The 26812-nt window shown below is 50.3% G+C and carries 25 protein-coding genes and 1 pseudogene; 8 read left to right on the forward strand and 18 right to left on the reverse strand.

The genetic code is table 11. The features are described from left to right. The first annotated feature begins 118 nt into the window (after positions 1-118). Positions 119-493 (forward strand): Lin0512 family protein, encoded by a 375-nt coding sequence (locus tag H6F76_RS07525; RefSeq protein ID WP_190507164.1) that lies wholly within the window; start codon positions 119-121, stop codon positions 491-493. Positions 494-546: 53 nt separating this feature from the next. On the opposite strand, the gene H6F76_RS07530 is transcribed toward H6F76_RS07525, so the two are convergent. The 3 genes from H6F76_RS07530 to H6F76_RS29665 form a co-directional block, all read right to left on the reverse strand. Beyond that, entirely contained in the window at positions 547-972 is a 426-nt protein-coding gene (locus H6F76_RS07530; protein ID WP_190507166.1) for a response regulator, read from the reverse strand. A 235-nt stretch (positions 973-1207) separates the two neighbouring features. Further along, positions 1208-3340: an ATP-binding protein gene (locus H6F76_RS07535; RefSeq protein WP_190507168.1), complete on the reverse strand. Its 2133-nt coding sequence runs from the start codon at positions 3338-3340 to the stop codon at positions 1208-1210. Between the two features lie 262 nt (positions 3341-3602). Continuing rightward, the gene (locus H6F76_RS29665; RefSeq protein WP_199321983.1) at positions 3603-4499 is read right to left on the reverse strand and encodes a peptidoglycan-binding domain-containing protein; all 897 of its coding nucleotides are present in this window, start codon (positions 4497-4499) and stop codon (positions 3603-3605) included. Between the two features lie 301 nt (positions 4500-4800). Here H6F76_RS29665 and H6F76_RS07550 point away from each other — a divergent pair, with 301 nt between their 5' ends. Further along, positions 4801-5829, forward strand: a complete 1029-nt coding sequence (locus H6F76_RS07550) for an ADP-ribosylglycohydrolase family protein (protein WP_190507170.1) — start codon at positions 4801-4803, stop codon at positions 5827-5829. A 227-nt stretch (positions 5830-6056) separates the two neighbouring features. Further along, positions 6057-8582 (forward strand): HDIG domain-containing metalloprotein, encoded by a 2526-nt coding sequence (locus tag H6F76_RS07555; RefSeq protein WP_190507172.1) that lies wholly within the window; start codon positions 6057-6059, stop codon positions 8580-8582. Between the two features lie 2 nt (positions 8583-8584). Here H6F76_RS07555 and H6F76_RS07560 read toward each other — a convergent pair whose 3' ends face one another. The 12 genes and pseudogenes from H6F76_RS07560 to H6F76_RS07615 all read right to left on the reverse strand — a co-directional run bounded on the left by H6F76_RS07560 (position 8585) and on the right by H6F76_RS07615 (position 17543). Next, complete coding sequence (locus H6F76_RS07560; RefSeq protein WP_190447027.1) at positions 8585-9418, reverse strand: carbohydrate ABC transporter permease; 834 nt, start codon at positions 9416-9418, stop codon at positions 8585-8587. 8 nt (positions 9419-9426) lie between these two features. Continuing rightward, positions 9427-10230 (reverse strand): class I SAM-dependent methyltransferase, encoded by an 804-nt coding sequence (locus tag H6F76_RS07565; RefSeq protein WP_190507174.1) that lies wholly within the window; start codon positions 10228-10230, stop codon positions 9427-9429. Positions 10231-10389: 159 nt separating this feature from the next. Next, positions 10390-10854 (reverse strand): SH3 domain-containing protein, encoded by a 465-nt coding sequence (locus tag H6F76_RS07570; RefSeq protein WP_190507176.1) that lies wholly within the window; start codon positions 10852-10854, stop codon positions 10390-10392. 42 nt (positions 10855-10896) lie between these two features. Continuing rightward, entirely contained in the window at positions 10897-12420 is a 1524-nt protein-coding gene (locus H6F76_RS07575) for an AAA family ATPase (RefSeq protein WP_190507178.1), read from the reverse strand. Positions 12421-12500: 80 nt separating this feature from the next. Next, positions 12501-13007: a YceD family protein gene (locus tag H6F76_RS07580; RefSeq protein WP_190507180.1), complete on the reverse strand. Its 507-nt coding sequence runs from the start codon at positions 13005-13007 to the stop codon at positions 12501-12503. A gap of 118 nt (positions 13008-13125) precedes the next feature. Continuing rightward, positions 13126-13602: a R3H domain-containing nucleic acid-binding protein gene (locus H6F76_RS07585; protein WP_190507372.1), complete on the reverse strand. Its 477-nt coding sequence runs from the start codon at positions 13600-13602 to the stop codon at positions 13126-13128. A gap of 292 nt (positions 13603-13894) precedes the next feature. Then, a pseudogene (gene yidC / locus H6F76_RS07590) lies at positions 13895-15025 on the reverse strand (membrane protein insertase YidC); the annotation flags it as partial. Positions 15026-15163: 138 nt separating this feature from the next. After that, entirely contained in the window at positions 15164-15562 is a 399-nt protein-coding gene (locus H6F76_RS07595; RefSeq protein ID WP_190447021.1) for a PH domain-containing protein, read from the reverse strand. After that, entirely contained in the window at positions 15552-15962 is a 411-nt protein-coding gene (rnpA, locus tag H6F76_RS07600) for a ribonuclease P protein component (RefSeq protein ID WP_190507182.1), read from the reverse strand. Before rnpA ends, H6F76_RS07595 begins: the two co-directional genes overlap by 11 nt. A 24-nt stretch (positions 15963-15986) precedes the next feature. Beyond that, positions 15987-16127: a 50S ribosomal protein L34 gene (rpmH, locus tag H6F76_RS07605; RefSeq protein WP_190447019.1), complete on the reverse strand. Its 141-nt coding sequence runs from the start codon at positions 16125-16127 to the stop codon at positions 15987-15989. Between the two features lie 156 nt (positions 16128-16283). Next, the gene (locus H6F76_RS07610) at positions 16284-16820 is read right to left on the reverse strand and encodes a DUF2808 domain-containing protein (protein ID WP_190507183.1); all 537 of its coding nucleotides are present in this window, start codon (positions 16818-16820) and stop codon (positions 16284-16286) included. 534 nt (positions 16821-17354) lie between these two features. After that, positions 17355-17543, reverse strand: coding sequence for a hypothetical protein (locus H6F76_RS07615; RefSeq protein ID WP_190447017.1), 189 nt, complete (start codon positions 17541-17543; stop codon positions 17355-17357). 46 nt (positions 17544-17589) lie between these two features. Between H6F76_RS07615 and H6F76_RS07620 the strand changes: the two genes are divergently transcribed. From H6F76_RS07620 to H6F76_RS07635, 4 genes are all read left to right on the forward strand, one after another. Beyond that, the gene (locus H6F76_RS07620) at positions 17590-18750 is read left to right on the forward strand and encodes a Re/Si-specific NAD(P)(+) transhydrogenase subunit alpha (RefSeq protein ID WP_190507184.1); all 1161 of its coding nucleotides are present in this window, start codon (positions 17590-17592) and stop codon (positions 18748-18750) included. 152 nt (positions 18751-18902) lie between these two features. Then, complete coding sequence (locus H6F76_RS07625; protein WP_190447015.1) at positions 18903-19196, forward strand: NAD(P) transhydrogenase subunit alpha; 294 nt, start codon at positions 18903-18905, stop codon at positions 19194-19196. After that, a complete protein-coding gene (locus H6F76_RS07630) occupies positions 19193-20596 on the forward strand; it encodes an NAD(P)(+) transhydrogenase (Re/Si-specific) subunit beta (RefSeq protein ID WP_190507185.1) in 1404 nt (467 codons plus the stop codon). Before H6F76_RS07625 ends, H6F76_RS07630 begins: the two co-directional genes overlap by 4 nt. 253 nt (positions 20597-20849) lie before the next feature. After that, complete coding sequence (locus tag H6F76_RS07635; RefSeq protein ID WP_190507186.1) at positions 20850-22355, forward strand: UDP-N-acetylmuramoyl-L-alanyl-D-glutamate--2,6-diaminopimelate ligase; 1506 nt, start codon at positions 20850-20852, stop codon at positions 22353-22355. A 76-nt stretch (positions 22356-22431) separates the two neighbouring features. On the opposite strand, the gene H6F76_RS07640 is transcribed toward H6F76_RS07635, so the two are convergent. Beyond that, positions 22432-23292 carry an ABC transporter ATP-binding protein gene (locus tag H6F76_RS07640; RefSeq protein WP_190507188.1) on the reverse strand — a complete coding sequence of 287 codons (861 nt, stop codon included), beginning with the start codon at positions 23290-23292 and terminating at the stop codon, positions 22432-22434. Between the two features lie 216 nt (positions 23293-23508). Between H6F76_RS07640 and H6F76_RS07645 the strand changes: the two genes are divergently transcribed. Beyond that, complete coding sequence (locus H6F76_RS07645) at positions 23509-24306, forward strand: ABC transporter permease (RefSeq protein WP_190507190.1); 798 nt, start codon at positions 23509-23511, stop codon at positions 24304-24306. A 42-nt stretch (positions 24307-24348) separates the two neighbouring features. Here H6F76_RS07645 and H6F76_RS07650 read toward each other — a convergent pair whose 3' ends face one another. After that, positions 24349-25089 carry a type 1 glutamine amidotransferase gene (locus tag H6F76_RS07650; RefSeq protein WP_190507192.1) on the reverse strand — a complete coding sequence of 247 codons (741 nt, stop codon included), beginning with the start codon at positions 25087-25089 and terminating at the stop codon, positions 24349-24351. Between the two features lie 312 nt (positions 25090-25401). Next, positions 25402-26772 carry an HlyD family type I secretion periplasmic adaptor subunit gene (locus tag H6F76_RS07655; protein ID WP_190447009.1) on the reverse strand — a complete coding sequence of 457 codons (1371 nt, stop codon included), beginning with the start codon at positions 26770-26772 and terminating at the stop codon, positions 25402-25404. Positions 26773-26812: the final 40 nt, after the last annotated feature.

The raw sequence follows: 26812 nt of genomic DNA on the forward strand, positions 1-26812 counted from the left end.
GCAAAAAAGTGCTTCTAGACTAAGCATGAGGGCAAACCAGGCATGAGATTTTGCATTTTCAGCCTATCGGGTTTGCCCCTTTCTTGTCCCAGTTCTTATCCCGAACTCAGGTTAATTTATGTCGCGCAAACGCTTTGTGATTGAGATGGGGATGGGAGTCGATCAGCATGGTCAGGAGCCGACTGTAGCGGCGGCTCGTGCGGTACGAAATGCGATCGCTCACAATGCTCTCCCTGGTATTTGGGAAGTGGCTGGGCTAAGCGATCCTAACCAGATGATTGTCGACGTGCAGGTGGCAGTGCCGTATCCCGATCAGGTGCGTGAAGCAGAGGTGCTGGCAGTGCTACCCTTTGGACGTAAGACGCTCAAGGTAGAAGCAGGCGGTATGGTGGTTCAGGGGCGGGCGATCGCGTCACTGAATGACAAAAACGACGAAATGCTAGTTGCTGTCGCCTCAGTAACGGTATGGATTGAAACGCCGGAGGAACGGTAAAAGGCAGAGGGCAGAAGGCAGAGGAGTGGGAAAACAAAGCGAAACTCAAACTTTTAGCCTTCATTTTTTAAGCGATCGCTGCCTGTGCAAAGGCGATCAATCAGTTCCAGCAATGACTTGTAATTGGTAATGGGTTTGGCGCAGAGTGCATCGGCTTGCGATCGCTCCAGCAAGGTCTGACGCTCATCCATCATGGCGTAGGCAGTGACTAAAATAATCGGTAGATGGGCAGTGAGGGGATGGTTTTTCAGGACGTGTGCCAAGTCAGCACCGCTGACAGCCTGCCCTTCCCACTCGGCTCCGGGTAAATTGACATCCATCAGCACGATATCAACGGGCTGCGATTGACAGCGCAAAACGATATCGGCTGGATCATCGCTAATGGTGACTTGATGTCCCCCCAATCGCTGGATCAATTTGGCAGTTCCTTTTGCCAGCAGGACATCATCGTCAACCAGAAGCACGTTCCAACTAGACATCGCTTTTCCCATTGTTTGGCTATAGTCAGTAGCCGTACATCATTCAAGACATTCTCTGTAGCCTACCTTGCTAAGGACGACAGCTAGAGGGTGCATAAAATACTTTACGCCCAGCGCCCTGTCCACCTTGTCTGACCGTCAGCCGTCAGCCATGAAAGAGATTTTCATTCAAGCCTTTTGGTGTTCCCTCCTGTCATACCGAGCGACAAATTGCTGTGCCAACGGTTTAGCTTGGTTAAAGCGGGCGATCGGGCAACGTAAAGGTAATCGTTGTACCCTTTCCTTTCCCAGGACTATGGAGCCAAATCTGCCCGTTTAGCAACTCCACCAAGCGCTTGCAAATCGTTAGACCCAAGCCAGTGCCACCATAGCGCCGTTTAATCGAGCCATCTGCCTGCACAAAGGGTTCAAACAGTGAGTTAGCATCTTCACGATCGATGCCAATGCCCGTATCGGTAACAGCAAACTCAATCACTGACTGCGGTGACTGGTTTATCGTTTGGATGCATCGTTTCACACAAAGACGCACCTCGCCTGCATTGGTAAACTTAAACGCATTTGCCAGCAGATTTGTCAAAACCTGCCTTAATTTGACCAGATCGGCTCGAACATACTCAACCTGACAATCAATCAGCAGTGGAATACCTTTTTGGCGGCTCTCTGGTTTGAAAAGACGTTCTTGGTGCTGTAAAAGCTCTCGCAGATTGACAGTTTCCCACTGGATATACATTCTCCCTGCTTCAATCTTTGCAATATCAAGAATGTCATTAATGATATCAACTAAATTTTCTGCCGAATGGTAAGCAACATTGATATATTCTTGCAGTTCTTCTTCGTTGTCATACAAGCCTTCTTTAAGTAGCTCAAGATAGTTCAGCGTGGAGGCAAGGGGAGTGCGTAGCTCATGACTGGTGGAGGAAAGAAAATCTGACTTGAGGCGGCTGGCTTCTTCTGCTGATGTGCGTGCGACGTTGAGTTCACGGTTTCGCATTTCTACGAGGATGCGCTGCTCTCGCTCACAACGGTAGAGCCGATTTTGCATGATTGCCATGGCTAAATGAGTGCCCAGCGATCGCACCAGTTCGATTTCGCCCGTTGCCCATGGTTGCGCTTGGTGCTGCTTGAGTTCTTGCCAAACTTCAAACGATTCTCGTACTCGTTGGTTGCGTTCATCCGAGTCAAATCTGCCAGCCCAGAGAATATTGGTATCTATTTCATTGCGAAAGAGGGTTAAGCATCCCAGTGGCAACTCGCCATAGCGCAGCGGCATGACTAAGAGACCACGAATCTGTGTCTCACTAAAAGCAGGCAAAACTGTTTCTAATAAAGGCTCCTGGTAGATGTCGGTTACTGCCTGCGGCTGATCGTCACCGGAGTTTTTTACAGCCATCCAATCCTGGTTGTGATTAGTTAAACTTAGCTCTGTCGGTTCAGCAGCAAGGCGTTCTACTTGCTGGTTCGGTTGTGTGTCAGAGACCAAGAGTTGCTGCCAGAAGGGTGTCGTCTCTAACAGTTGTTCGCAATTGGCGCTCTCTGGCTGTGGTCCTGTTATATAAAGCTGGGAGATTGCATCCGCCTCATTGGCTGCTACATAAAGGCGACCCGCTACACACCCATTGACTTTAACAGCCTGCTCTAAAACAAGCTGTAGCACTTCGTAGCTTGGCATGGGCGAGTGCAGCAGGGTGGAAATTTGGTTGATGACGGCTTCGCGGCTGGCTTTAGCACGAGTGTTGGTCAACAGTTGAGATTGCGCGATCGCGATCGAAACATGATCTGCCACCAGTTGCACAGTCTGGAGCCGTTTTTCGGAGAAGCGCTTTGGGGTTGCATGATGTGACACTAGCAGCCCCCAAAGATCCTGACGGTGAAAAATTGGGATTACCAGTGATGACTGCACGCCCATTGCCGTCAGGTACTCGACGTGGCAGGGATCAACCGGACGAGACAGAATATCTTCGAGCGGAAAGTTGTGGACATCATCCACTGTAAGATCGCCCGTTGTACGTGGTTGCTCTAAACGGCTAAGTGTAATGCGCTGCGACGGAATATCAATAATGGAACGCTGCCGTGCCTTGATAAACAGCTCGCGTGCGTGGGGCGGAATGTCACCCGCTGGAAAGTGCAAGCCTAGCAGAGAGGGTAAGCGGTCTGGTCGCGTTGCTTCGGCAATAACTTGACCTGTTCCGTCAGCCTGAAACCGATAGATCTTGACGCGATCGGTGCCCAAGAACGACTGCACTTCCGCCACTGTCGCCGCGAGAATCTCTTGCAACTCCAACGTTTGCCGAATGCGATTCGTCATTCGGTTTAGCAAATTGCCTTGAGTTAAGCCATGAGCCACTACCGCTTGTCTACGCTCAACCATAAACTTTTTTAAGAAAGACTTACTAGAAGCGCGTTGTATACATACGAACGGATGCAACTTAAGACAGTCCACACGCGCTTACAGGGGCTGCCTTCATTGGCTGTTGCTTATATAAAGACTGTTGCTCAGAAAAATCCGTGAAATAACGGAATGATTGCGATCGCCACCTTTAGCTTATGGAGAAAACAACGATTTCAGCGACGCGAAATCTACTGAATCTTCAGCTTAATCTCTTTAGCTTAGTCCGGGTGGTCAGTAGCAATTACCGCAGTAGCACGCCCCAAGTGCCTGTACCGACAACGCCATCAGGAGCAAGTTTAAAGCGACGTTGTGCAGCTTTTACGGCTGCTAACGTTTCGGCACCAAAGACCCCATCGGCAGTGCCTTTGAAAACACCTAACGATCGTAGTCGTTCCTGTAGCGCAACGACTGCTGAACCCTTCATGCCTTGTCTCAAAATCGGCAACGCAACAGTCTCAGGGGTAGCTGTACTAGGAGTGGCTGTATTTGCCGCTGCTGGGCGTGTTCCAGCAGGTTTGTTGGGCTTGGGTGCTGGGGTGCCAGATGCAGGGTTTGCAGCGGGTCGAGGGCTGGCAGCAGGTGTCGCCTTAGCGGGTGCAGGGCTAACTCCCGAAGGCGTTGGGAAGGAGGCTGCTCCGCTGGTTGCTGGCAATGGCGAGACGTTAGCGGCAGTTGGAGTTGGGGCAATACGGGCAGCACCTGCTGTCTCCACTGCGTCTGGAAAGAGCCGATTCCATGTTGCTGACCCCGTAATACCATCTGCATTTAAGCCAGCGGCTTGCTGAAACTGAGAAACAGCCGAAACAGTACTCTGCCCATAGACTCCATCGACTGTGCCACTGTAATAGCCCAACAGTTTCAGGGCTGCTTGCAGCTCGGTCACTTCAGAGCCACGGCTACCAGGTTTCAAGGTCGAACGCAGCAGTGTGGTTCCAGACACTTCAGGCGTGGTGGCACCTGTTGTTTGGCTTATAGTTGTTTGACTTGAGGTTAGCTGGCTTAACGCAGTTGCTGACGTAAGGGAAACCAGGGCAACGGTTAGCCAGCTCATGCTAAGCAGGCTTAACGTCACTCGACGTACCAGCCAAAAATTAATTGTTTGAGTCTTAGCTGCATACGCTCTTACATCACTACCCATTACTGGAGTCCTTTATATAGCAGTTAAGTCGATCGCGGTTTGGTAAGAAGCCACAGAAGCCACGCCTAGTGAAAGACAGCCTCTACCGTCCTTCTAGAAAACAGAGGCGGCGACAGTCAGACGTTACACAAAGTAATTTTTCATATCCAGGTATTTCAAAAGAAGACGCTAATCGTAGCGGTTTCATTCCAGTAAATTAACCCTAGAGCTACTATAGGTGAGACAGGATTAATGCAACGAGAAAATTTCTTAAATCTCTTTACTGATTTGATGAACACGTGACAGGAGCGATCGACGATCGATGCGCTATTCACTATTAAGCCGCTTTCAGGGTACTTTTTGGGCAGCGGCGTTGGGGCATGAGTTGGGAGCGTACAGTCGATCGCGGCAAGCTATCGCCAAAAACAGAACAGATGGCTCAGAGGTGGCACGGCTGGCTGCTAACCTTACTAACTGGCATCCTGGTCTTGGGCGAGAAAGTGCTTCATCCAATCAGCCATCGTTAGGCGGCAGGATAGCAATTCATTGCGCCCGTTCCCTGGTTAATCCTGGCGGTTGGCATGAGCATGCGCTGGCAGCGATCGGCAAAGAGTTTGCCATTAGTGCACCTGAAACGGGTGTTGCAACGGGAATTCGATCGGGTGTGCTGCCTGAAACGATCGCGGCAGAATTGGCGATCGCCACACTCCCCATTGCCCTATTCTTTCATGATGACCAAAACAGACAGCAACAACGCCTGCTACAAACGGTTAAGCTTTGGCGTTGCTTACCAGACGTAGAGGCTGGGCTGCTGGCAGTTGGGTATGCGATCGCACAAGCGCTGCAAGACTGTCTGGAACCACAAACGCTGCTGCCTCAAATCATTACTTACCTTAAACAGAGTACTGTCAGCCAATCTACTTCCTTACCAGAGTTAATAGGCACACTGGAACAAACTCAAACCCTTGTGAAACAGAGTGCTGGGCTCTACACTGCGATCAATCAAATACAGGTGAGGCAGCAGACAGGTAACGAGGCGATCGCACTTGCCTTTTACTGCTTTCTCAGCACGCCTTGCGATCTGCGGTTAGCGCTTCTACGAGCGGCACGTTGCGGCGAAGCTGCTCCAGTGATAGCTGCGTTAACAGGTGCCCTCGGGGGAGCTTATCAGGGTAGCGGCGGACTACCGTTGGTATGGCTGGCTACCGACTCTCAGTTGTGGGGCATAACAAATACAGCGCTGCACGAATTAGCAGCCCATTTGTTTGCTGCTTGGTCAGGTGTTTACGCTCCAGTAGGGCGAATGGCTGTCGCTGCGATCGCTGCTCCTGGTGTCATTCGTCCTCGTTAGAAGGGCAATCATGGGTAAGTTCTTTGTTGGTGGGTAAAGCGGTAAAGGGATGAAGGGATAGCTTGCTTTCTGAAGGAGCAGTCGATCGCACCTCTCAGGTCAAGCTCACAACGCAAATCGAAAGGTGCAACGACTTTCTATAATGAAAGGGCTATGCTAACTGTTCTCGTTCAGTCCCGTGATCCATTCAGGAGTCGCTGCCATCAACGGGGCGATGGTGTGCTGTTATGAAACTGCTTCAGCGACTGACGCAGCCGTTAGAGACTCAGGGGCTTCGTGCAAGGCAGCTGTGGACGAAATGGGAAACGCAGCTACATCAAATTACTGACCAGCATTTAAGGCAGCATTCACTTTTGCCCGTGGCGCGATCGACCCACCCATCGTCAGGGCAGTCAAACGGTTCGTCTGGGCAACCAAATAGGCACGTGATCAGGAACGTTTCTTCTGGTACCGCATCTCGCTCTTCATTGCTGGTAGCTGCAACAGTTCTTGTTATTACTAGCGCGATCGGTCATAGGTTCTATAACGCGCCGAAGCTTGATGTTGGTAAAGCGGCACCCCAAACCATTGTTGCTCCTGCCTCAGCCACGGTTGAAGATGCCAAAGCAACAGAGGAAAAGCGCAAGGTCGCTCGTAGAGAAGCAACGTCTGTGTTGATGTTGGATCAAGCCATCAATCAAAAGATTGAGCAAGCAATTCAGCAGCAGCTTAACCAGGCAAATGAACTAAGACAACTAGCAGGGGGCTTTCCCTTCGCTAAAACCGCAACGCTGTCTAACTCTGTGCAAACCTACCTACGAAAAGCATCGGCACAGGACTGGTCTGAGGTTGCTATGGCTGTAAACCAGGCAACTCGCTTAGGGAAGCGAGCCTCACAAGAACCAAAGCCGACGGCACTAGACGCAAATCAGCAGAAAGCGTTTGCCGAACTGCGATCGCATCGCCGCGCCGTATCTGCTGCTGACTACATCGCTTTGGTGGACACAATTAATGAGGCGCGATCGCAATATCAGGCTGCGCTTAAATCACTGCCTAAATTAGTGCTTCCAGAAACAACACCTGTTTTTGATGCCTCGCTGCTTGATCTGAGCAACTCAGAATGGCGGCGGCTGCAAACCCGCCTTCTGCAGGCGGTTGATCGTATTTTGGCTCAAGGCATCCCTTCAGGGCTACCGCAGCCTCTTTTGGCTGAAGCAGTAAGACTTCAGGTGACGGACTGGGTGCCAACAGGGACAGAGACGATCGCCACAAACCTTTTGCTAGCATCGCTCCAGCCTAACCTGGTACATGATGAAACCCAAACTCGCCTAAGCGCCGAACGAGCCGCACAGGATGTGAAGCCAGAGATAGTGACAATCAAGCAGGGTGAGGCGATCGTCTATGCGGGTGAAAGTATTACAACGGCTGATTTTGCCTTGCTCGATCACTTCAAGCTCAGTCGTCGCGGTGTCGATTGGGTGGGACTAATTGGTTTTGGTGTTGTAGTCGGCGGTGCTGTTGGCATCTATTGGTTAGTTGAGCGTCGGTTTCATCCAGGGATGCGTCGTCGCGATCGCACCTTGATTGTGCTGCTCACGCTGAGTACGCCGTTGCTGGTGGCACTCAATGTCCCTTCAACGAATCTTTCGGCGATCGGTTTGTTAGTAGGTAGCTTCTATGGCTCACCTCTGGGCATTGCTGTTGCTGCGCTCTTGGCATTTTGTCTGCCGTTGGGCACTGTACTGCCCTGGAGCCACCTACTTTCGAGTGCAGCAGGCGGCATCCTATGTGGGTATATGGCAGGGCGGCTGCGATCGCGCGAAGAACTGGCTTTGCTAGGTGCGGCTGTTGGTGTCCTTCAAGGTGCTCTTTATCTCGCACTTAATGTTGTCTCAGGTGTAGGCATTTATACTCTCTTGGGTGCCACGGTAATTCATGGGCTGATTGGGCTTGCTTGGAGTATTGTCGCGATCGGGGTGAGTCCTTATCTAGAACAACTGTTTGATCTGGTCACCACCATTCGCTTGGTCGAACTGTCAAACCCCAATCGTCCCCTGCTTAAAAAACTCGCTGCCAAAACTCCTGGCACCTTTCAGCACACGCTGTTTGTCGCAACTCTGGCAGAAGCTGCCGCACGAGCACTGGGCTGCAATGTTGAGCTAGTGCGGACAGGTACGCTGTATCACGACATTGGTAAAATGCACGATCCGCTAGGCTTTATTGAAAACCAGATGGGCGGACCTAACAAACACGATTTAATCGACAATCCCTGGAAAAGTGCCGCAATTATCAAAAAGCACGTTACCGAAGGCATTGTGATGGCGCGGAAGTATCGCTTGCCCAAAGCCGTGCAGTCCTTTATCCCTGAACATCAAGGCACGATGCTGATTGCTTACTTCTACCATCAGGCGCAGCAGCGATCGCAGGAAGCAGTCGCACAAGGCAAACCTGCCCCAACTGTAAACGATGCTGATTTTCAATACGATGGACCTGCCCCTCGATCACGTGAGACAGGCGTTGTCATGCTGGCAGATTCGTGCGAAGCGGCGCTGCGATCGCTCAAAGATGCCACACCTAAAGAAGCGCTTGCCATGATCAACAAAATTCTTCGTGCGCGCTGGCAAGATCAACAACTAGCTAACTCCGGTCTGACCCGCGAGGATATGTCCAAAATTGCCACTGTCTTCGTGGAAGTCTGGCAGCAGTCTAACCATCAACGCATTGCTTATCCATCCAAGCCCATTAACATCCAGCCGTCAGCTAGTAAGGTTTAGGCTCACCCTTTGACACCACTACCGGATTCAGTGGGGACAATGTAGCGCTGCATAACGACAAAGAACAGCAGAATGGGCGCGATCGAAATAACAGAACCGGCTGCAATCAAGCGCCAGTCAAGCGAGAAGGTGCCTGCCAGTGTTGCTACCCCAAGCGGCAGCGTGTAGTATTCCGGTCGATCGAGCACGATCAATGGCCACAAAAAGTCGCTCCACGAGCCAATGAAAACAAAGATTGCCAGCGTCACCAGCGCCGGACGAATGGCGGGAATCATCACATACCACCAGATCCCGAGTTCTGAGCAGCCATCCATGCGACCCGCTTCCTCCAATTCTTTCGGGACACCTTGAAATGCCTGCCGCAGCAGGAAGATACCAAAAGCAGACGCGATCGCAGGAAAAATCACACCCAGATAGGTATTTCGTAACCCCAACTGCACCGCCAACACATACAGCGGAATCATTACAATCTGAAAGGGAATCATGATCGTGGTGACAATCAGCGTGAAGAAAACTTCGCGTCCCCGAAAGTTAAGCCTTGCCAGCGGATAAGCCGCCAGCGCACAGAAGAGCAGGTTTAAGCCGACGGTCAGCACTGCCACGAGCATACTGTTAAACAAGTAGCGCCCAAAAGGATTGGCATTCCAGACGGTGACAAAGTTTTGGAAGGTGGGCTGGCTAGGGAATAACTGCGGCGGAAACTGAAAAATATCTTCAGTGGGGGACTTAAGCGACGTGCTGATGAGCCATACCAGCGGGATGAGCATCACGATCGCGATCGCACCCAACAGCCCATAAAGCCAGACGTGTTGCCACCGTGAGCGCTGTTGCGTCATATCACTTCCTACTTTGTAGCGACTACTGCTAGATTCCAGGCAAACCGCTTTGTGAATGGTAAAGCTTTTAAGGCGCGATCGAGAGTTTCGAGACGCTCATAGCTAGGCTTCAAGCGCTCGTGCTCCAGGATGATTTTTTTCCAGTAGCGTTCCTCGTTTGGGTTCACCTTTTCAATCAGATAAAAGCGTAGGAAGATCCAGAGGCTTGCCAGCCAGAAGGTATCGTAGTAGGTTTCGGCAAAGCGCGACTGCACGAAGTTAACAAGATTAATATCAAGCGGTGTTTCGTCCTCTGTCCGTACTTTTGTGGCAATGCGTCGATAGACATTGATGACCGGGTTGTGCTTCAGCGGGTCCCAAAAACAGGCTTTGCCGCCCGGTTTTAGAATGCGATGCATTTCCTGAATAGCAAGGCGGGGATCGGGAATATGGTGCAGCAGATTCGAGGCATACACAATGTCAAAGGTGTTGTCAGGGAAATCGATCGCCATCGCATTTACCACTCGCCCCTCGACTTCTACTTGATTAGCAGCGGCTAATTTAAGTGCCACATCCACCATTCCCGGTGAGTAGTCAGCCGCAACACAGCGTGCCCCTTTCGTCGCAAAGTACACGCTGTTTTCGCCTGCGCCACAGCCTAAATCAAGTAAATATTTACCATCCAAAGCGCCAAGCTGACTGAGAATAAAGCGGTTTTCGGGAGCGGTGCAGGCTTCAAAATAGTCCGCCACACAAATGCCATCTACGTCAATCACAGCCGCCCACTGATCGTGAAACTGCTGCTCTTTTTGGAGAATTTTGTCTTGCGTCATGGTCTATGTACGACAGCGATCGGCTAAGTTAATGATGTGACTACATCACGTTAGCAGGTAATCTATGCCGTCAACTGTGGCTGCTGTGATCCTGATGGCTGCACAGCCTACTTGCCCAGGATAATTTCTTCGGTTGGAATGTTCTTAAGGACAGGCAATCTATGGGTTGACGCGTTCGGTGTAGCCTGCTTTCACCCAACCTTCACGACCGCTCTCTTCCAATCTCACTCGCTGCCATTCTCCATCGGAGCTATCTTCTAGCACTGTAATGCGTGTATTGACAGCCACACCACCGATACGAGCCGAATCTTGACTGGCGCTTTCCCGCAAGTTTAAACCCTGTGAAAGCGTAATGCGGGCACGGTAGCCAGCCGCTTCAGTAGGTTGGGGTGAGGGTGAAGGGGTGACGCTAGGCTTTGGCGAGGATTTTGTGGCAGGTTTAGCTGCTGCTGTCGGTTGCAGCTTTGCTTTGGCACCAGGATTATCATTTGGAAAGGTCGGTTTAGGCGGTGGTGCTGTGAACTGAGCAATGACGTGCTGGGCAGCAAAAAAGCACCCGCTGACAATCAGGGCGATCGCCAGCAAAACGCCACTCAACAACTTCGTTAAATTCCCCCAACTCATAGCCTTCCTCAGAACTACCATGCTGCAGAATTGTAGCGTTTGTTAGTCAGGTTGATGCATTTGTCGCTGAATACGGTTGCTCAGGCTACTGTGCCGTGATGCAAGGCGTGCTTTTCCTGCTGCTGCCCACTCTTGCAAAAATTGAATTTGTTCTTGAGCAGTACGAGCAAGTGGCACAATCTGGCTGGCAGCTTCTAAAACATCTTCGGTGGTGAAGTCTCGGTTCTGGCTAAAGCCCAGGTGCATTGCCTCAATGAGCGTCTGTTCAATTTCTGCCCCCGAGAAATCAGGGGTTTCATACGCGAGACGCTCCATGTCATAGGCTTTTAAGTTAGGAAGCCGCAGCCGCGACAGATGCACTGCAAAAATCTCCTGCCGTTCTTCCTGGCTGGGCAAGCCGACAAAAAAGATCTCGTCAAACCGTCCTTTTCGCAGCATCTCGGCGGGTAAAGATTGAATGTTGTTTGCAGTAGCAACTACAAAAACAGGCGTAGTCTTTTCGGCAAGCCAGGTGATGAAGGTGCCAAACACACGACTGGTCGTGCCAGCATCACCTCTGCCATCGACCCCAGCAAACGCTTTGTCAATTTCATCAATCCATAGAATGCATGGCGCAAGCGCTTCTGCTAACTGAATCATTTGGCGAGTGCGAGACTCCGATTCACCAACCAAGCCAGCAAACAACCGCCCAACATCTAAACGCAGAAGCGGTAAGTGCCAGTGATGGGCGATCGCCTTCGCGGTTAAGGACTTGCCCGTACCCTGAATGCCAACCAGTAGTAGCCCTCTGGGATGAGGCAAGCCATACTGTCGCGCCCGTTCAGAAAAGGCACCTCCGCGACGTAGCAGCCAATCTTTCAAGTTATCCAAACCACCAATGTCAGAAATGTTGGCAGTAGTGGGATAAAAATCGAGGATTTGGGTTTGGCGAATGGTCTGCCGCTTTTCTTCTAAAATCAGCTCTACATCTTCAGGGCGAAGTTCGCCGTGGGTTGCGATCGCCTTTGCTAGCACACGCCGAATCCGCTCCATTGACAAGCCCTGGCAGGAACGCACTAACTCATCCAAAACTCGATTCTCGAGCGATCGTCCAGTTGCTGCAAGTAGACGCTCAACCTCAACTTGAATTTCAGCAGGGGCAGGTAGTGGAAACTCTAGAACTGTCAGCACTTCGCTGAGTTCATCAGGGATCGTCAGTTGGGACGATAGAATCACAATGTTCTTGGGCTGTGACTTCAGCAACCGTGCCAAGTTACGCAACTTGCGCGAAATTGCCACATCTTCTAGAAAGCGGTGAAAGTCTCGTAGAATAAAGACCGCTGCCGCTGTTGCTGGAAGTTTCTCGACAAATTCTAGCGCTTGCAATGGGTTGCGCTTACCAAAGCCAGCATCGTTAGGATTGCCCTGATAGCCATCCACAAAATCCCAAATATAGACAGCGCGATTGCCCTGCTGTTTGGCAGAGTGGGCGATCGCAACCTCCAACCGCTCTTCTTCGCGAGTGGGGATATAAATCAGCGGATACCGTGCCCGCAGCAACAATTCAAATTCATCGCTGAAGCTCATGACAGACCCACTAAACAGTGCCAATTAAAATGCCAATTAAACAGGGTACCAACCTGCTTTAACTTAGCGCGTTTACTTTATTAATTGCGAAGTTGATTTTTAAGCGATTCTAGAGGAGCCCAGCGGCGATCGACCGATGGCGCAGGTGCATTGGTGCCCGACAACTCTATACCTGTACAGGCTTGGTCGCAGAGTTGCCGCTGTGGAAGTTCCAGGCACAACTGTTCGTAAAGCCAGGTTGCGGGTTCAAAGTAACCTTTGGGCGGCAAGGTCTCAACCAAATCCTCCGGATCGATATCTTGGTCAAGTGGCAATGCTTCAGCTAAATCAGCGGTTTCATCCAGCCAGATCAGTTCAGATGGGGCGATCGACAGCCGGTAATTGTATTGTTGCAAGCAGCGATGGCACACAAGAGTCACAATCGTGTCTGCAAACGCAGACACCTCAAGGTAGTTTCCCTGATGCGTCACTCTAAGCTGCCCTTGTACTGGAGTAAGAGTTTCTAACCCCGGAATTGCTTCACTAAAGTCAATCACCTCAGTCTGTTGCGGCGCTTTTGTCAACTGTGGAATGTAAATAGCGTCCATCTGTTTTACTCCCTTCTCTCAACGCGGTTTTCCACGGAGTCAGTTAGCGCTGTCTTTACCAACGCAAAACTGTATGTTTCTCAGCCTTTTCGAACCACAGGCAGCGAATCGCGCCACACTAGCTTTGCAAGGGGCGAATCACCAGCCTCCGATCAGGTTCCTGTCCACGACTGAAGGTTTCCAGATCTCCGTATTCCTTCAGCATTGTATGTACCTGACGACGTTCAGCCGATGAAAGTGACTTAAGTTCAAACTCTTCACCGCTTTCCCGCGCATCAGTCGCTGCCTGTTCAGCAAGGGCTTTAAGTTCAGCATAGCGACGCAGTCGATAACCTGCCAACTCAACTGTAAAAGCCTGCTGCTGCTCACGCTCCTGACTCAAGTTCAAAATAGCGTTCGTCAAGTACTGAATTGAATCCAGTACAGAGCCACCGGCTCCCGTAAGAATTTGTATCTGTTCGGGCAGCAGCGTTGCCTCATTGATAGTCAGCCAGCAACTCTCCTCAGCAAAGTTTGCATTCATTTCAGCTGTCACATCTGAGCTAAGACCAGACAGACGCAAGAGGGTTTCTAACCATTGCTGTCCACGCTGCATTTGATCAACATCCACTGGCAGCACCTCAAGCTTCTTTTTCGGACGGTTCTGCTGTTGGCAAAACGTCTTCGCTCTCATCAACTGCGGCACTCTTGAGTTCTACGGTTGACTCAGAGTGAGCAGTCTTAGGCTCAGAACGGTTGACTTTAGATGCTGTACTTACCTTCTCAGGAATCACTTCAACCTTAACGTCTTTCGACTTCGCCTCTCTAACTTTAGGTTCCTTCGTTTTAGATTCTTTCGCCTTGGCTTTTGGCTCCGAACCCTTCTTAGAAAGCTTAGCTTCAGCGTCTTTCTTCGTTCGACCTGGTTCAAACGGTAGAACAGCTGCTTTACTTTCGATCGCCTTTTCCTCAGCCTCTACTAGCTTTTGGATCTCTTCGGGCAGCGGTTCGCGAGACAGAATGAAGGTCTGAGCTGTTTGAAAAACGTTGGCGATCGTCATGTACATCAGCACCCCAGCAGGCAAGGGGAACCAGAAGAACATACCTGAGAACAGTACAGGCGTAATCTTGTTGATGGTTTCTTGCTGTGGGTTAGCGTTGGCACTCTTGCCCTGACCCGAAAGCAACTGGTTGACATAGAGACTGAGACCGAAGAACACGATCATGCCCACAATGTCCCAATGAATGACACCATCCGGATCGATCGCGCCAACCCGCCCAAGCTTGTCGATAAACAGAAAGCCCTTATTAGCTGCCAAACCCGGAACTAGGCTCTTGATCGTCACATCACCTGGCTGTAAGGCTTCGATCGTGCCATCGTCGTTCAGCTTGACTCTTTCAGCACCGCTTGCTACTTCAAAACGGGGCGATAGTTTCGTGTCAGGATATTCTTCCAAAAGCGACTGTAACGACTTGCCTTCAACCGTTTGAAAGTCCACTTTCGTTTTTTCACCAACAGCTAGTTTGTTACCACCTGGGAGCACGGCTGTGATAGGTGCATGAACGCCGTCAGAAACATAAATATTTTGTGGCGCAGTCGCAAAAGCCTGAGGTTGAATTTGCTCAACCTGCTCTTTCGGCAAAATCTGGAGGTTGATGGAGTAAGGCACATCTGAGAAGGGTGATCCTCGCAGTGTGGCAAACAGAGCAAATAGAATGGGCATTTGAAACAGGAGTGGCAGGCATCCAGCTAGTGGATTGCCAAACTCCTTCATGACCTTGCCCATTTCCTCTTGCTGTTTCGCAGGATCATCCTTGTAGCGATCGCGGATTTCCTGCTGGCGCTTCTGCATCACAGGCTGAACGACCTTCATGCGGCGCATACTTCGGATTGAGCCAGCACTTAATGGATAGAGTGCAAAGCGAATAACCAGGGTCAGAGAGACAATAGCTAATCCGTAGCTTGGAACGATCCCGTAGAAAAAATCCAGGATCGGCAGCATTATATTGTTGGAAATAAACCCAATACCAAAGTCCATGCGCCGAATGTAGCCTCTCGTACGTTGTGCAGTTTGAATTTCAAGTGTAGCTAATCTTAGCCAGCATACCTATAGGCAGATGCAAGAAACGCTAGCGCCCGCTGGATACCATACCAACTGACACGATCGCCTCCTGCACTAGCTCTTGCTACCTAGTGCCCCACTTGCAGCCTGAGCTCTGGGTGTTAGCTTCTCGTTAATGTAATCGTACGTCGCTCGAAAGTTAGGCATTGAGCGTAGTTCGATACGGCTACCATCTTTCAGCGTGAGCACCATATCGCCCCACAGCCCTAAGCCACGAGGAACCGTTACTACTTTGGCAATTTCAGAATAGATGATGTCTGCGCGATCGCGTCCCATCCAGCCGCCAATTACAGAAATCCGCCGACTGGTAATGCGATAGCGCAGCCAAAAAGCTCTCACGATGGAACCAACCGTAAGTGGCAAGCAAATCACCGTAAAGCCCAAAAGTAAGTTGAAAATGAGATCTCCTACATGAGGACCGCCCTCGTAGTAGATATCTTCGCTAATCCCCATCGCATACCTCAGCGTTTATCAGCAACTGCTCTAATTCTTGCAGAAATTGTCGATAATCGCACTGTGTTGCTTCTGGCTGGACAAGCACAACGATATCCCACCCAACTGGAAACTTCCACAACAACGATCGTGCTGCTACCTTTAACCAGCGCTTTAGGCGGTTGCGTACTACAGCGCGCTTGCTCACTTTTAGGCTGATCGAGATCCCTACCCGCGTAGGTGCTGCCGATGCAGTCTCAGGCGTTGGACGCGTAGAAACATTACCTGATAAAAATTTCTCGCTATGCAGTTGTTGCAATGCAAGTAATGTCAGATGCCTACTCTTCCGCCGAATACCTCTGCGATAAACAGCATTAAAGTCCTGTCTAGACCGGAGACGATTTACTTTGGATAGCGCCACGTCCTAGACCCCAGAATAATGGGATTAGGCAGCAGCTAGACGAATACGCCCTTTTGTTCTGCGTGCTTTGATAACGCGTCGCCCGGTTGCAGTACGCATACGAGCGCGGAAACCAGAGGTGCGTTTGCGTTTGCGACTGGTGCCGCCTAAAGTCCGTTTTGTCATGGTTGATATTTCCCCAAGTTCCCAGCAGAGGCTCTCAAAGCCACAGCTTTCGATTGTACCACCGCTTTAGTAAGCTGAAGCACATTCGTCATGATTCAGGTCTAAGTCAGCGATCGTCAATCAGTCGTGATGCTACGTTGAGCCATGTTGAGAGTGTTACTGATTGCCGATCGAAATCACCCAGGTGCCTAGATAACGCAAAAGAGGAGTATCGCCGGGTGAAAGCACCTGACAGTTGAAGTAGTAAACGCCAGCGTCTGGGTTACGCACGTTGGCAAGCTGAATTTCGACACTACTGCCTGCGGGCACGGGGTCAGTTGGGAAAATCTCGATAAAGTTGTTTTCCTTATTCCAGTTCACTTCTTGTAGCGGCACCGCTTTGTTTTTGACGATCACTTCTACATCTTTTGGATCAAATTCCCCTTCAAAGTAATCGGGATAGGCGATCGAAAATTGAGCCACTGCCAGCTTCATTTTCTTAGCAGGAAGTCTTAAACGGTAGCGCTCACCAGCAACGTTAGCTCTGCCGCCAAAGTCTAAACGGTAGTTCAGGTTATCTTCACCTTTAACACCGCCAAAAATAGTGAGACCTGGTAGCCCCTGAGCAAAACTAAGCAGTGGAAGCCCTGTCACTAACACACCTGCGATCGCAAGTCCCGACAGAGCACGTTTAACAAAGGATCTAGAAAACATAAGCGGATTACTCAAGTGGCAGAGATTGGTTAACAGTTCGCTAATCTTCGCGCTAAGTAGACTCTATCAGGATTGATGAGTTAATGACTCATGCGCGTACTCGCTCAGACGACTCAAGACCAGCATTAAGGTCGTCAGTCCTACGCTAAGAGTATGTATCTATAAGCACAGGTCAAGCAGCTAGACGATGATGACGGCTAAAAGTGCCCTGCCAGGAACGCACCTCGCCTTGCAGTCGTTTGCAACCGTTTATGCTCACAATTAGCTTATGCTTGCAATTTGTTTGGTCAAGCACCTTTAGCGCTCTGCTTCGTCCTGAATGTAGCCTTGCATCACGAATGAAACCATACGGTTGTCAATGAAACTATACGGTTGTCAGCTACTTCTTTGGGATAAATGAGCTTCAAAAGAAATCCTCTAGCAGCAAAAATCTTATCTATTAGTGCTTAATCTATAAGTGACAATCATAAGACAAGTTAAAAAAACGACTGCGCTTTTGAGAATTAACGTAGGATACAGGGTTAGTGCGATCGTTTAGGGTGAGCGCTTGAGTGCTTTGGCGTTGCCGGGTGCATTGGTAAAATCAGGTGCGCTAGCAACATCTGTGCTGCCAAAAGTCTGTGCTGCCAAAACTGGTGTGCAAAAGTGATACTCAACGGCTGAACGCTTTGGGAGTGGATGCACCCCGGTGGCAGTTTCACAGCTTTTCTGCTGCTGAAGCAATGATCAAAACCACTCTTTAACAATCACAGTTTGAAAAGGAGCATTCATGAAGATCGGTGTCGCGAAGGAAGTCGAAATGGGAGAGCGTCGCGTTGCGTTAATCCCAGACACTGTAAGCCGGTTGGTCAAGCAGGGGTTAGAAGTTTGGGTAGAAGCAGGCGCAGGCGAACAGGCATTTTTTGCGGATGCTGCCTACGAAGCCGCAGGAGCAACGATCGTCACCGATACAGCACACTTGTGGCGTGAAGCAGATGTGCTGCTAAAGGTAAGCCCACCTCGAGAGCGGGCAGATGGGCAACACGAGACGGATTTGCTGCACGAAGGCGCAACGCTCATCAGTTTTCTTGATCCACTGGGCAATCCAGGTGGCATCAAGCGATTAGCCGATCGCAAAGTGACAGCTTTTGGCATTGAACTGATTCCGCGTACCAGTCGGGCACAAAGCATGGATGCGCTCTCATCGCAGGCAGGGTTGGCTGGCTACAAGGCGACACTAATTGCAGCAGCAGCACTGCCCAAATTCTTCCCAATGCTGACCACGGCGGCTGGCACAATTGCGCCTGCCAAAGTGTTTGTTATTGGTGCAGGGGTGGCAGGTTTGCAGGCGATCGCCACTGCCCGTCGCCTCGGTGCGGTTGTAGAAGCCTTTGACATTCGCCCCGCTGTGAAAGAAGAAGTGCAAAGTTTGGGCGCTAAATTTGTTGAAGTGAAGCTGGAAGAAGAAACTGTGGCAGCGGGTGGCTACGCCAAGGAAGTTTCGGACGCTGCGAAACAGAAGACTCAGGAGGCGATCGCCGAACACGTCAAACTGTCTGATATTGTCATTACCACGGCTCAGGTGCCCGGACGCAAGGCTCCCCGGTTAGTCACAGGTGACATGATTGCCCAGATGAAGCCTGGTTCTGTAGTCGTTGATATGGCAGCAGAGCAAGGTGGTAACTGCGAGGGCTCAGAGGCAGGTAAAGATGTAATTCGCAACGGCGTGACGATTATTGGTCCTACTAATTTGCCGTCCACAATGCCTGTCCACGCTAGCCAGATGTATGCCAAAAACCTCCTGACGCTGGTGCAGTATCTCATCAAAGATGGCGTACTCATGCTGAATTTTGAGGATGACATTATCAGCGGCACTTGCGTTACTCACGCTGGCGAAGTAAGAAACCAGCGCGTGCGCGATTTGTTGGGTGAACCTGTGGCAGCCAAATAGAAAGTTGTTAGCTGTTAGCCTTTAGTCATTAGGGGTTTTCTTGCTAATGGCTAAAAAGCGGTAATTAGGAGCAACTAAAACGTTTGTTTTTAGAAAAACTCTTACTAACAACTAACAACCAAAAACTAAAAACTATATTGGAGTTTTGAACAATGGCAGAAGGATTAATTGCCGGACTGGTTGTTTTTGTGCTGGCATCATTTATTGGCTTTGAGGTCATCAACAAAATTCCACCAACGCTGCATACACCGCTGATGTCGGGGTCAAATGCCATTTCGGGCATTGCGATCGTTGGTGCTTTGCTCGTTTCAGGCGAGCGCAATTGGAGTTTGACGGTCATTCTCGGACTAATTGCGGTAGTACTGGCAACGATTAACGTAGTGGGCGGCTTCTTAGTGACTGACCGGATGCTGCAAATGTTTAAGAAAAAAGAGGTGAAGGCATGACGGATTTTTTGCCAACTGGCATTCAGCTTAGCTATCTCACTGCATCAGCCCTCTTTATTATTGGCTTAAAGCAGCTGGGATCGCCTGCCACCGCACGAAAAGGCAATTTACTCGCCGCGATCGGGATGCTGATTGCGATCGTCGCAACGTTGCTCGACCAAGCTGTGCTGAACTACGAAATGGTGCTACTTGGCATCGCGATCGGGTCAGCGATCGGTGCACTTATGGCTCAACGGGTGGAAATGACCGCCATGCCACAGATGGTCGGTTTGCTGAACGGTTTTGGTGGTGCAGCTTCAGCACTCGTCGCCGTCGGTGAATTCTGGAAAGTCATCCACGGCTTAACCGCTATTCCAGCCGATGAAACGATTACGATTATCCTTAGCGTCCTAATTGGTGGCATCACGTTTACAGGCAGTTTACTTGCGTTTGTAAAACTGCAAGGGCTAATTAGTGGCTCACCCATTACCTTTCCGTTTCAGCAGCCATTCAATATCACGCTGTTGGCTGGGTTCTTGGCAGGTAGTGCCTATCTCATTTTTAACCCCAAAGAAACGACAGTTTTTCTGGCTTTGGTCGCCGTTTCCCTAGTCTTGGGCGTGCTGTTTGTGCTGCCGATCGGTGGTGCAGATACCCCTGTTGTCATCTCGCTGCTGAACTCCTTCTCAGGCTTGGCAGCCAGTGCAGCAGGCTTTGTGCTGATGAACAATATGCTCATTATTTCGGGCGCGTTAGTCGGCGCATCGGGCATCATCCTGACCCAGATTATGTGTAAGGCAATGAACCGCTCGATCACGAATGTCTTATTTAGCGCATTCGGTTCCGGTAAAAAGGTCGAAGGCAGCACCGCAGCTGGCACTGAGGACAAGGCGCTGCGATCGATCGACGCAGAAGAAGGCGCAATGATGCTGGGCTATGCTAAATCGGTTGTCATTGTGCCGGGTTACGGGATGGCAGTCGCTCAGGCACAGCACGCCGTTCGTGAGTTAGCCGATCAGCTAGAGCGTTTGGGTGTAGATGTGAAATACGCCATTCATCCTGTCGCTGGACGGATGCCAGGTCACATGAACGTGCTGCTGGCGGAAGCAAACGTGCCGTATCCCCAGCTTTACGATATGGATGATATCAATCCTGAGTTCGATCGCACGGATGTGGCATTAGTCATTGGCGCAAACGATGTGGTCAATCCCGCCGCCCGTAGCGATGCTGGCAGCCCCATTTATGGGATGCCGATTCTGGAAGTCGATCGCGCCCAACATACGATCGTCATCAAGCGCGGTATGAGCAACGGCTTTGCCGGAGTCGAAAATGAACTGTTCTACAAGGACAAAACCATGATGCTGTTCGGCAGCGCTAAAGACATGGTGACGCAGCTTGTGTCCTCAGTAAAAGAGCTATAGAACGATCGTTCAAACAACTGCCTGAATCTACGTGAGGTGCGGAGAGTCTTTAACAAGCCTCCTGCACCTTACAACTTTTATGGGCTGGTGGTGGTGCATTCAGTCAAGACGCTGCATTCAGTCAAAGCAGGCTTGGATCAAAGGCAAAACCCAAAATTTAGCAGGCTTTTTGCGTTGCAAAGCTCTGTCCACAATCTAAAATCGAGACTTTAGTGGTCGTGCGTCGTTAGTTGTGTAAAGAGGAAGCACCGACATGAAGTTGCGAGAGTTGCTGGCAAGCATTCCAAATATGGTGCCGTTGTCAGAGCATCCGGCACTAGAGGCAGACGTTAAGGGTTTGTCAACCAATTCCCACACATGTCAGCCGGGAGACGTGTTCATTGGCATGCCAGGAATGCGCATTGATGGTGGAGACTTTTGGGCAAGCGCGATCGCGGCAGGGGCGATCGCTGCGGTTGTTTCACCTCAAGCAGCAGCGAAGGCGAGGCAAGAGCAAGGTGTTGCCATGCCTTACATTATTGCTGCGAACGATATGGTGCAGGTTTCAGCCCAATTGGCAGCAGCGTTTTATGGCAATCCAGCACAGCAGCTTAAGTTGGTCGGTGTGACCGGAACCAACGGCAAAACGACAACCACGCATCTCATTGAGTTTCTACTACAACAGGCGCATAAGTCTACAGCCCTCTTAGGGACGCTTTATACGCGCTGGCAGGGCTTTCAGCAGACCGCGTTGCACACCACACCCTTTGCAGTTGAGCTACAGCGGCAGTTGGCAGAGGCACTAACCGCAGGCTGTGAGTTTGGTGTCATGGAAGTAAGTTCTCATGCGCTGGCTCAGGGGAGGGTATTGGGCTGTACGTTTGAGGTGGCAGTCTTTACAAACCTGACGCAAGACCATCTGGACTTCCACCGAGATATGGATGACTATTTCGCAGCGAAAGCGCTGCTGTTTAGTCCCAGCTACCGCAAAGGGCGAGCGGTAGTTAATTTAGACGATCCCTATGGACAACAGTTGTTGCAGCATTTAGACAACGCTTGGAGCTACAGCACCGACGACACGACAGCCGATTTGTATACCAGCAATTTGTCCTACGGCTCGGATGGCGTGAGTGGAATGCTGCACACGCCACTGGGCGAGATGGCTTTTCAATCGCCCCTAGTTGGTCAATTTAATCTTGCTAATCTGTTAGCAGCAGTGGGCGCGGTGCTGCATCTAGGGCTGGATTTGTCTGATATTGTGACGGCACTGCCTCAATTTAGCGGTGTACCGGGACGGATGGAACAGGTGCAGATTGTGCCTAACCAGGATATTAGTGTGATTGTCGATTATGCTCACACGCCCGATAGTTTGGAGAATTTGCTCCGGGCAGCGCGACCATTTATTCAGGGCAACATGATTTGTGTGTTTGGCTGTGGGGGCGATCGCGATCGAGGTAAGCGTCCTCAGATGGGTCGCATTGCTGCCGATCTCGCCGATCGCGTCATTGTCACCTCAGATAATCCTCGTACTGAAGATCCACAACGCATTTTGCAGGATGTGGTGGCAGGTTTTCCTGCATCCGTAGAACCTGTGGTAATGGGCGATCGTGCGGCTGCCATTCATACCGCCATTCTGGAGGCACAGCCAGGTGATGGGGTTCTGATTGCAGGAAAGGGGCATGAAGACTATCAAATCCTGGGTACTGAGAAGATTCATTTTGACGATCGAGAACAAGCGCAAGATGCTCTGAAGCAGCGCTTAGGTATGGTCAAGCCATAGTGGAGCTATTAGCTTGTGGCATTGCGGTGCGAAGAATTCGTTTAACCGAGCGTGCCATCTGCTTCTAGCTACTCTTCTAGCTGCTGGTATGGAGCGCCTGAATAATCGTGCGTTTAATTTGAATAAACTCAGGATCAAGCTTTATTTCTAAATCTCGATGCTCTGGGAGCGAAACGCGAACATCGTGCTTAATTTTTCCTGGATGGGCACTCATTACATAGATTCGCTGTGAGAGAAAAACAGCTTCTTCTAAATCATGGGTAATCATCAGAATTGTGGTGTGGGTTTGCTCCCATAACTCCAGCAAAAACTTCTGCATTTGCTCTTTGGTTTGGGCATCTAGTGCGCCAAAGGGTTCGTCCATTAGCAGCACGTCTGGTTCATTTGCTAGCGCACGGGCGATCGCTACCCGTTGCTTCATCCCACCCGACAGCTCTTTCGGATAAGCTCTGGCAAATTTAGTCAAGCCTACTACATCAAGATAATAGGATACCCGTTGCTTGATATCTCCTTTGGGCAGGCGACGCAGCTTTAGCCCAAACGCAATATTGTCTGCTACCGTGAGCCAGGGATAAAGCGTGTAGCTCTGAAAAATCATCCCCCGATCAGCTCCGGGACCGGGCACTGCTGCACCATCAATCAATACTTTGCCCGAAGAGGGCAGAATCAGACCAGCAATAATGTTAAGTAAGGTCGATTTACCACAGCCTGAGGCACCAACAATGCAAACCAACTCTCGCGGCTGCAAGTAAAGATCGATAGTGTCCAGCACTGTGAAAGCGCTGCCTGCATGCGAAAAGCATTTAGACACGCCTTGCACTTCAAGTTTAGGAAGCTGGGATGATTGAACGGATGGCAGGCTTGTGCTGGTAAGAGTCAAAGCAGTACTTGCATCGTTAAGGGCTGGGCGCGATCGTGGAAAAGGCGCTGGGGTCATGCTGCTTCATTCAAACATTTGTAAGCAGGGCACGGCAACGGTACATTTAGTCCATCAACGTTAAGTCTATTAAACGAATGTCCGTCGCCTAAAATTGTTGCAGTTGCTACGGTTAAACTGACTGACCCTGATAATCTGTGACTGCTTAATCAATTCTTTACTCGCCTTGACACTGCCGTGCTTAAAGCTCCTTCCACGTCACGCAAGCGCTATCTCATGCCGTCTAGATTCTGGGGCATTCGTCAGAACTTGCCTCGCTGGCTAAAAATAGTTATTTCCACTACGGCTTTGCTCGTGCCGCTTGCTGTTTGGTCGCTCCTAAGTTACCGCGCTTGGGTGACACCGATCTTTCTACCAACACCAACAGCCGTACTGCAAGCTGGCAGACAGATGTTCACTGAAGAAAATCTGCTGCTAGACGTAGCTGCCAGTTCTTACCGTGTCTTTCTGGGTTTTATGGTTGCAGCAGCCGTTGGCGTACCGATCGGCATTGCTATGGGCACCTTTCAAAGCATGGAAAGCCTGTTTAGCCCGATCGTTGGCACCGTGCGCTATATGCCTGTCGCCGCTTTTGTACCGCTCATTGTGCTCTGGCTGGGGCTGGAGGAACAGACCCGCGTCACCATTATTTTTCTCGGCATCGTCTTCTACAACGCGATCATGGTGACAGATGCCGTTAAATTCATTCCAAATGAACTTTTGAGCGTAGCGTATACGTTAGGCGCAAATCGGCTGAATGTGCTGATGCGAGTGATTGTGCCAGCCATCATACCGAGCATTATTGATACTCTGCGGGTCAATGTGGCTGGAGCGTGGAATTACCTGGTGATCTCAGAACTGATTGCCTCTGAAAACGGCTTGGGCTTTCGTGTGGTGCAGTCGCAACGCTATCTCCAAACCGATAAAGTGCTGTTTACGATCGCCCTGATTGGTCTGATTGGTCTGCTTACAGACTTAGCCTTTAAGCTACTGTTTAACCTTGTTACGCCGTGGGCAGAGCGATCGACCACCTAAGGAGTTTGCATCGCTGAGTCGGTTCGAGATTGCTGTAATGACTTATGCCAGCAAAATGCGATCGATAAACTTTTTCACCAACTGGTTCGCGATCGGGGTCTCTTGCAAATCTTGCAGCATAGTGGCAAGCGTAGCAGTACTGTCAAAATAACGGCTCTGATACCGTGTAAGGCGAACCCTTAAATCGGGTGGATCGATTTCTGGATGGAACTGAAACGCATAAAAAGGTTTGCCAGCGACCCGAAACGCTTGATAGGGACAAAGTGCTGAAGATGCTAGCAAAACTGCTTCCTCTGGCAGCGAAACCGCCCGCTCTTTATGTCCCAACACTGCCCAAAAACCGTTGGGAACGTCATAAAACAGCTTATCCGTCAGCGCTGCTTCCGTTAGCTGAAGCGGATACGTACCCATTTCCATGCTGGCAACATCAACAATAACCTGACCACCCAACGCCTCGATCGCCGCTTGAAACCCAAAGCAAGAGGCAAAAACAGGTATGCTTTCGTGCAAGCAGTGTTTCAGCAACCGTTTTAGATGCTCTACAAAGGGATATTGTTCTGGTTGTGTCACAGACGCATCGCTGGAACCCCCTACCAACAGAGCGTCAAAACCCTCCATACATGTTGCATTAAACACAGGAGTCTCAAACACGTTTAGCACCGTAAACTGTGCCGCCTCCAGATGACTGTAGCGAATAAATTCGTTTAATTCTTCCTCGCAAGTAATGGCGTCATCCCGAATTTGCAGCAAGAGAAGTCTAAGCTGAGAGCGTTGCTTTGTCATGCGATCAACTAGAGGAACCCTATGTGCAAAAGATAGCGTTAATGCATCTCAGTAATAATGCAGAAGTCTCCGTAAAATCTACACTAACGCAAAGCTTTTGTGAATGCCTTCGCTCCCGTTCGTTTAACTATTTCATCCTGAGGCGTTAATAACCGTGGCGGTAAGTCGAGCCGTCTCAAAACTCGAATGCCGTTCTACCATCTATGGCAGCTTGTACGGCGTTGGCTTAACTGAAGTATAAAGCCCCAAGCGATGCTTTTGTAGAACATCTCTTAGGGCTAAGTGCTAAATTGATTGAGCTAAAACAAGCAGCTAGCGTACTGAAAAAGCTTCACTAAAGCGGCGAGTAATTGGTTCAATCATGAAGTCTAGAACCGACTTCTTACGAGTCACAATCTCGGCAGTCGCTTGCATACCAGGAGTGAAGTTGACCGACTGCCCCCGGACATCAACAGCACGTTTATTTAACCGAATCCTGGTTGGAAAGACAAGACCAACATCTTTCTCAACGATCGCATTAGGGCTTACTCCAATGACTTTCCCTTCTACAATGCCAAATTCCTGGTAGGAGAAGGTTGCTAACTTGACTTTAGCTCTCATCCCTTCTTTGATAAACCCGATGTCTCGGTTGAGAATCTTGACCTCTAACACGATATTTTCATCTTTTGGCACTATCGATACTAGCTCTTCGCCAGTCTGCACAGGACCTCTAGTTGCTTTTACGTTGTAAACGGTGCCATCAAAGGGTGCGGCGATCGTTTCACGCTCTTGCTGTTTTTTGGCTTGTGCTAGCTGCCCCTCAACCGATGCCTGCTCTTCCTGCCGTTTAGTAAATTGCGTAAGGATTTCGCTTTGTCGCTGAGAGACTAGACCCGTGGCTGTATTTTGAGCTGACGAGTAAGCCGATTCCGCCTGGCGAATCTTTTCCCGTTGGACGTTGATTTCTTTTTCGTAAGAAACAACGCGGTCTTTCGCCTGAGTCACTTCATCCTGTGCCCGAATGTAGTCAAGTTGAGGGACGGCTCCACTGCCCTTGAGCGAGGATAATGCCTGTTCGCGTATGTTGGCGTTTGCGAGACCATCTTTGGCATTAACTAAGTTCGCTTGTAGACGCGATAGCGTAGCTAGGGCTTCATCACGAGCCGATAGTTGACGTTGTGCCTCATCAATAGCGGCAGCTCTCTTGCGATCGAATTCGCCAAGACGGGCTTGCAGCAATTGATCTTGTACTTGAGTGCCAGCGTTGGCGCTACCCGTTCGTTCTGCTTGCAGACGGGCAATGTCTTCACGAATTAGTTTAGAGGCTTGGGTGAGACGAGCAACCTCCGCCTGGGGCAAGGCAGAATCCATAATCACCATGACTTGACCCTTGCGAATCTGATCACCCTCTTTAACATTGATTTGCTGAATGCTGCCAACCGAGCCAGCGCGAATAGGTCGTACTTCAGTGCTTGGAATCAGTTGCCCTTGAGCGATCGCGACTTCATCAATTTTGCTGAAGTGTGCCCAGGCGATCGTGCCAAACACAAGTGCGCTAATGCCGCCTGCCAGCAAGCGTGTATATAGCGGCGGCAATTCTTGTACAGCTTTGCCTAGCTCATAGGAGAGAGACTCCTTAGGGTTCGCTAGCTGCTGTTTGATCTGCCTGGACTGTGCCGGTGTGGAAGAGATGGAGACTTTCATCGAGGTTATGGTCTCTGCTAAACGCAAGAGGTTTACGGAT

Source organism: Leptolyngbya sp. FACHB-321 (assembly GCF_014695975.1).
GTDB lineage: Bacteria > Cyanobacteriota > Cyanobacteriia > Leptolyngbyales > Leptolyngbyaceae > Stenomitos.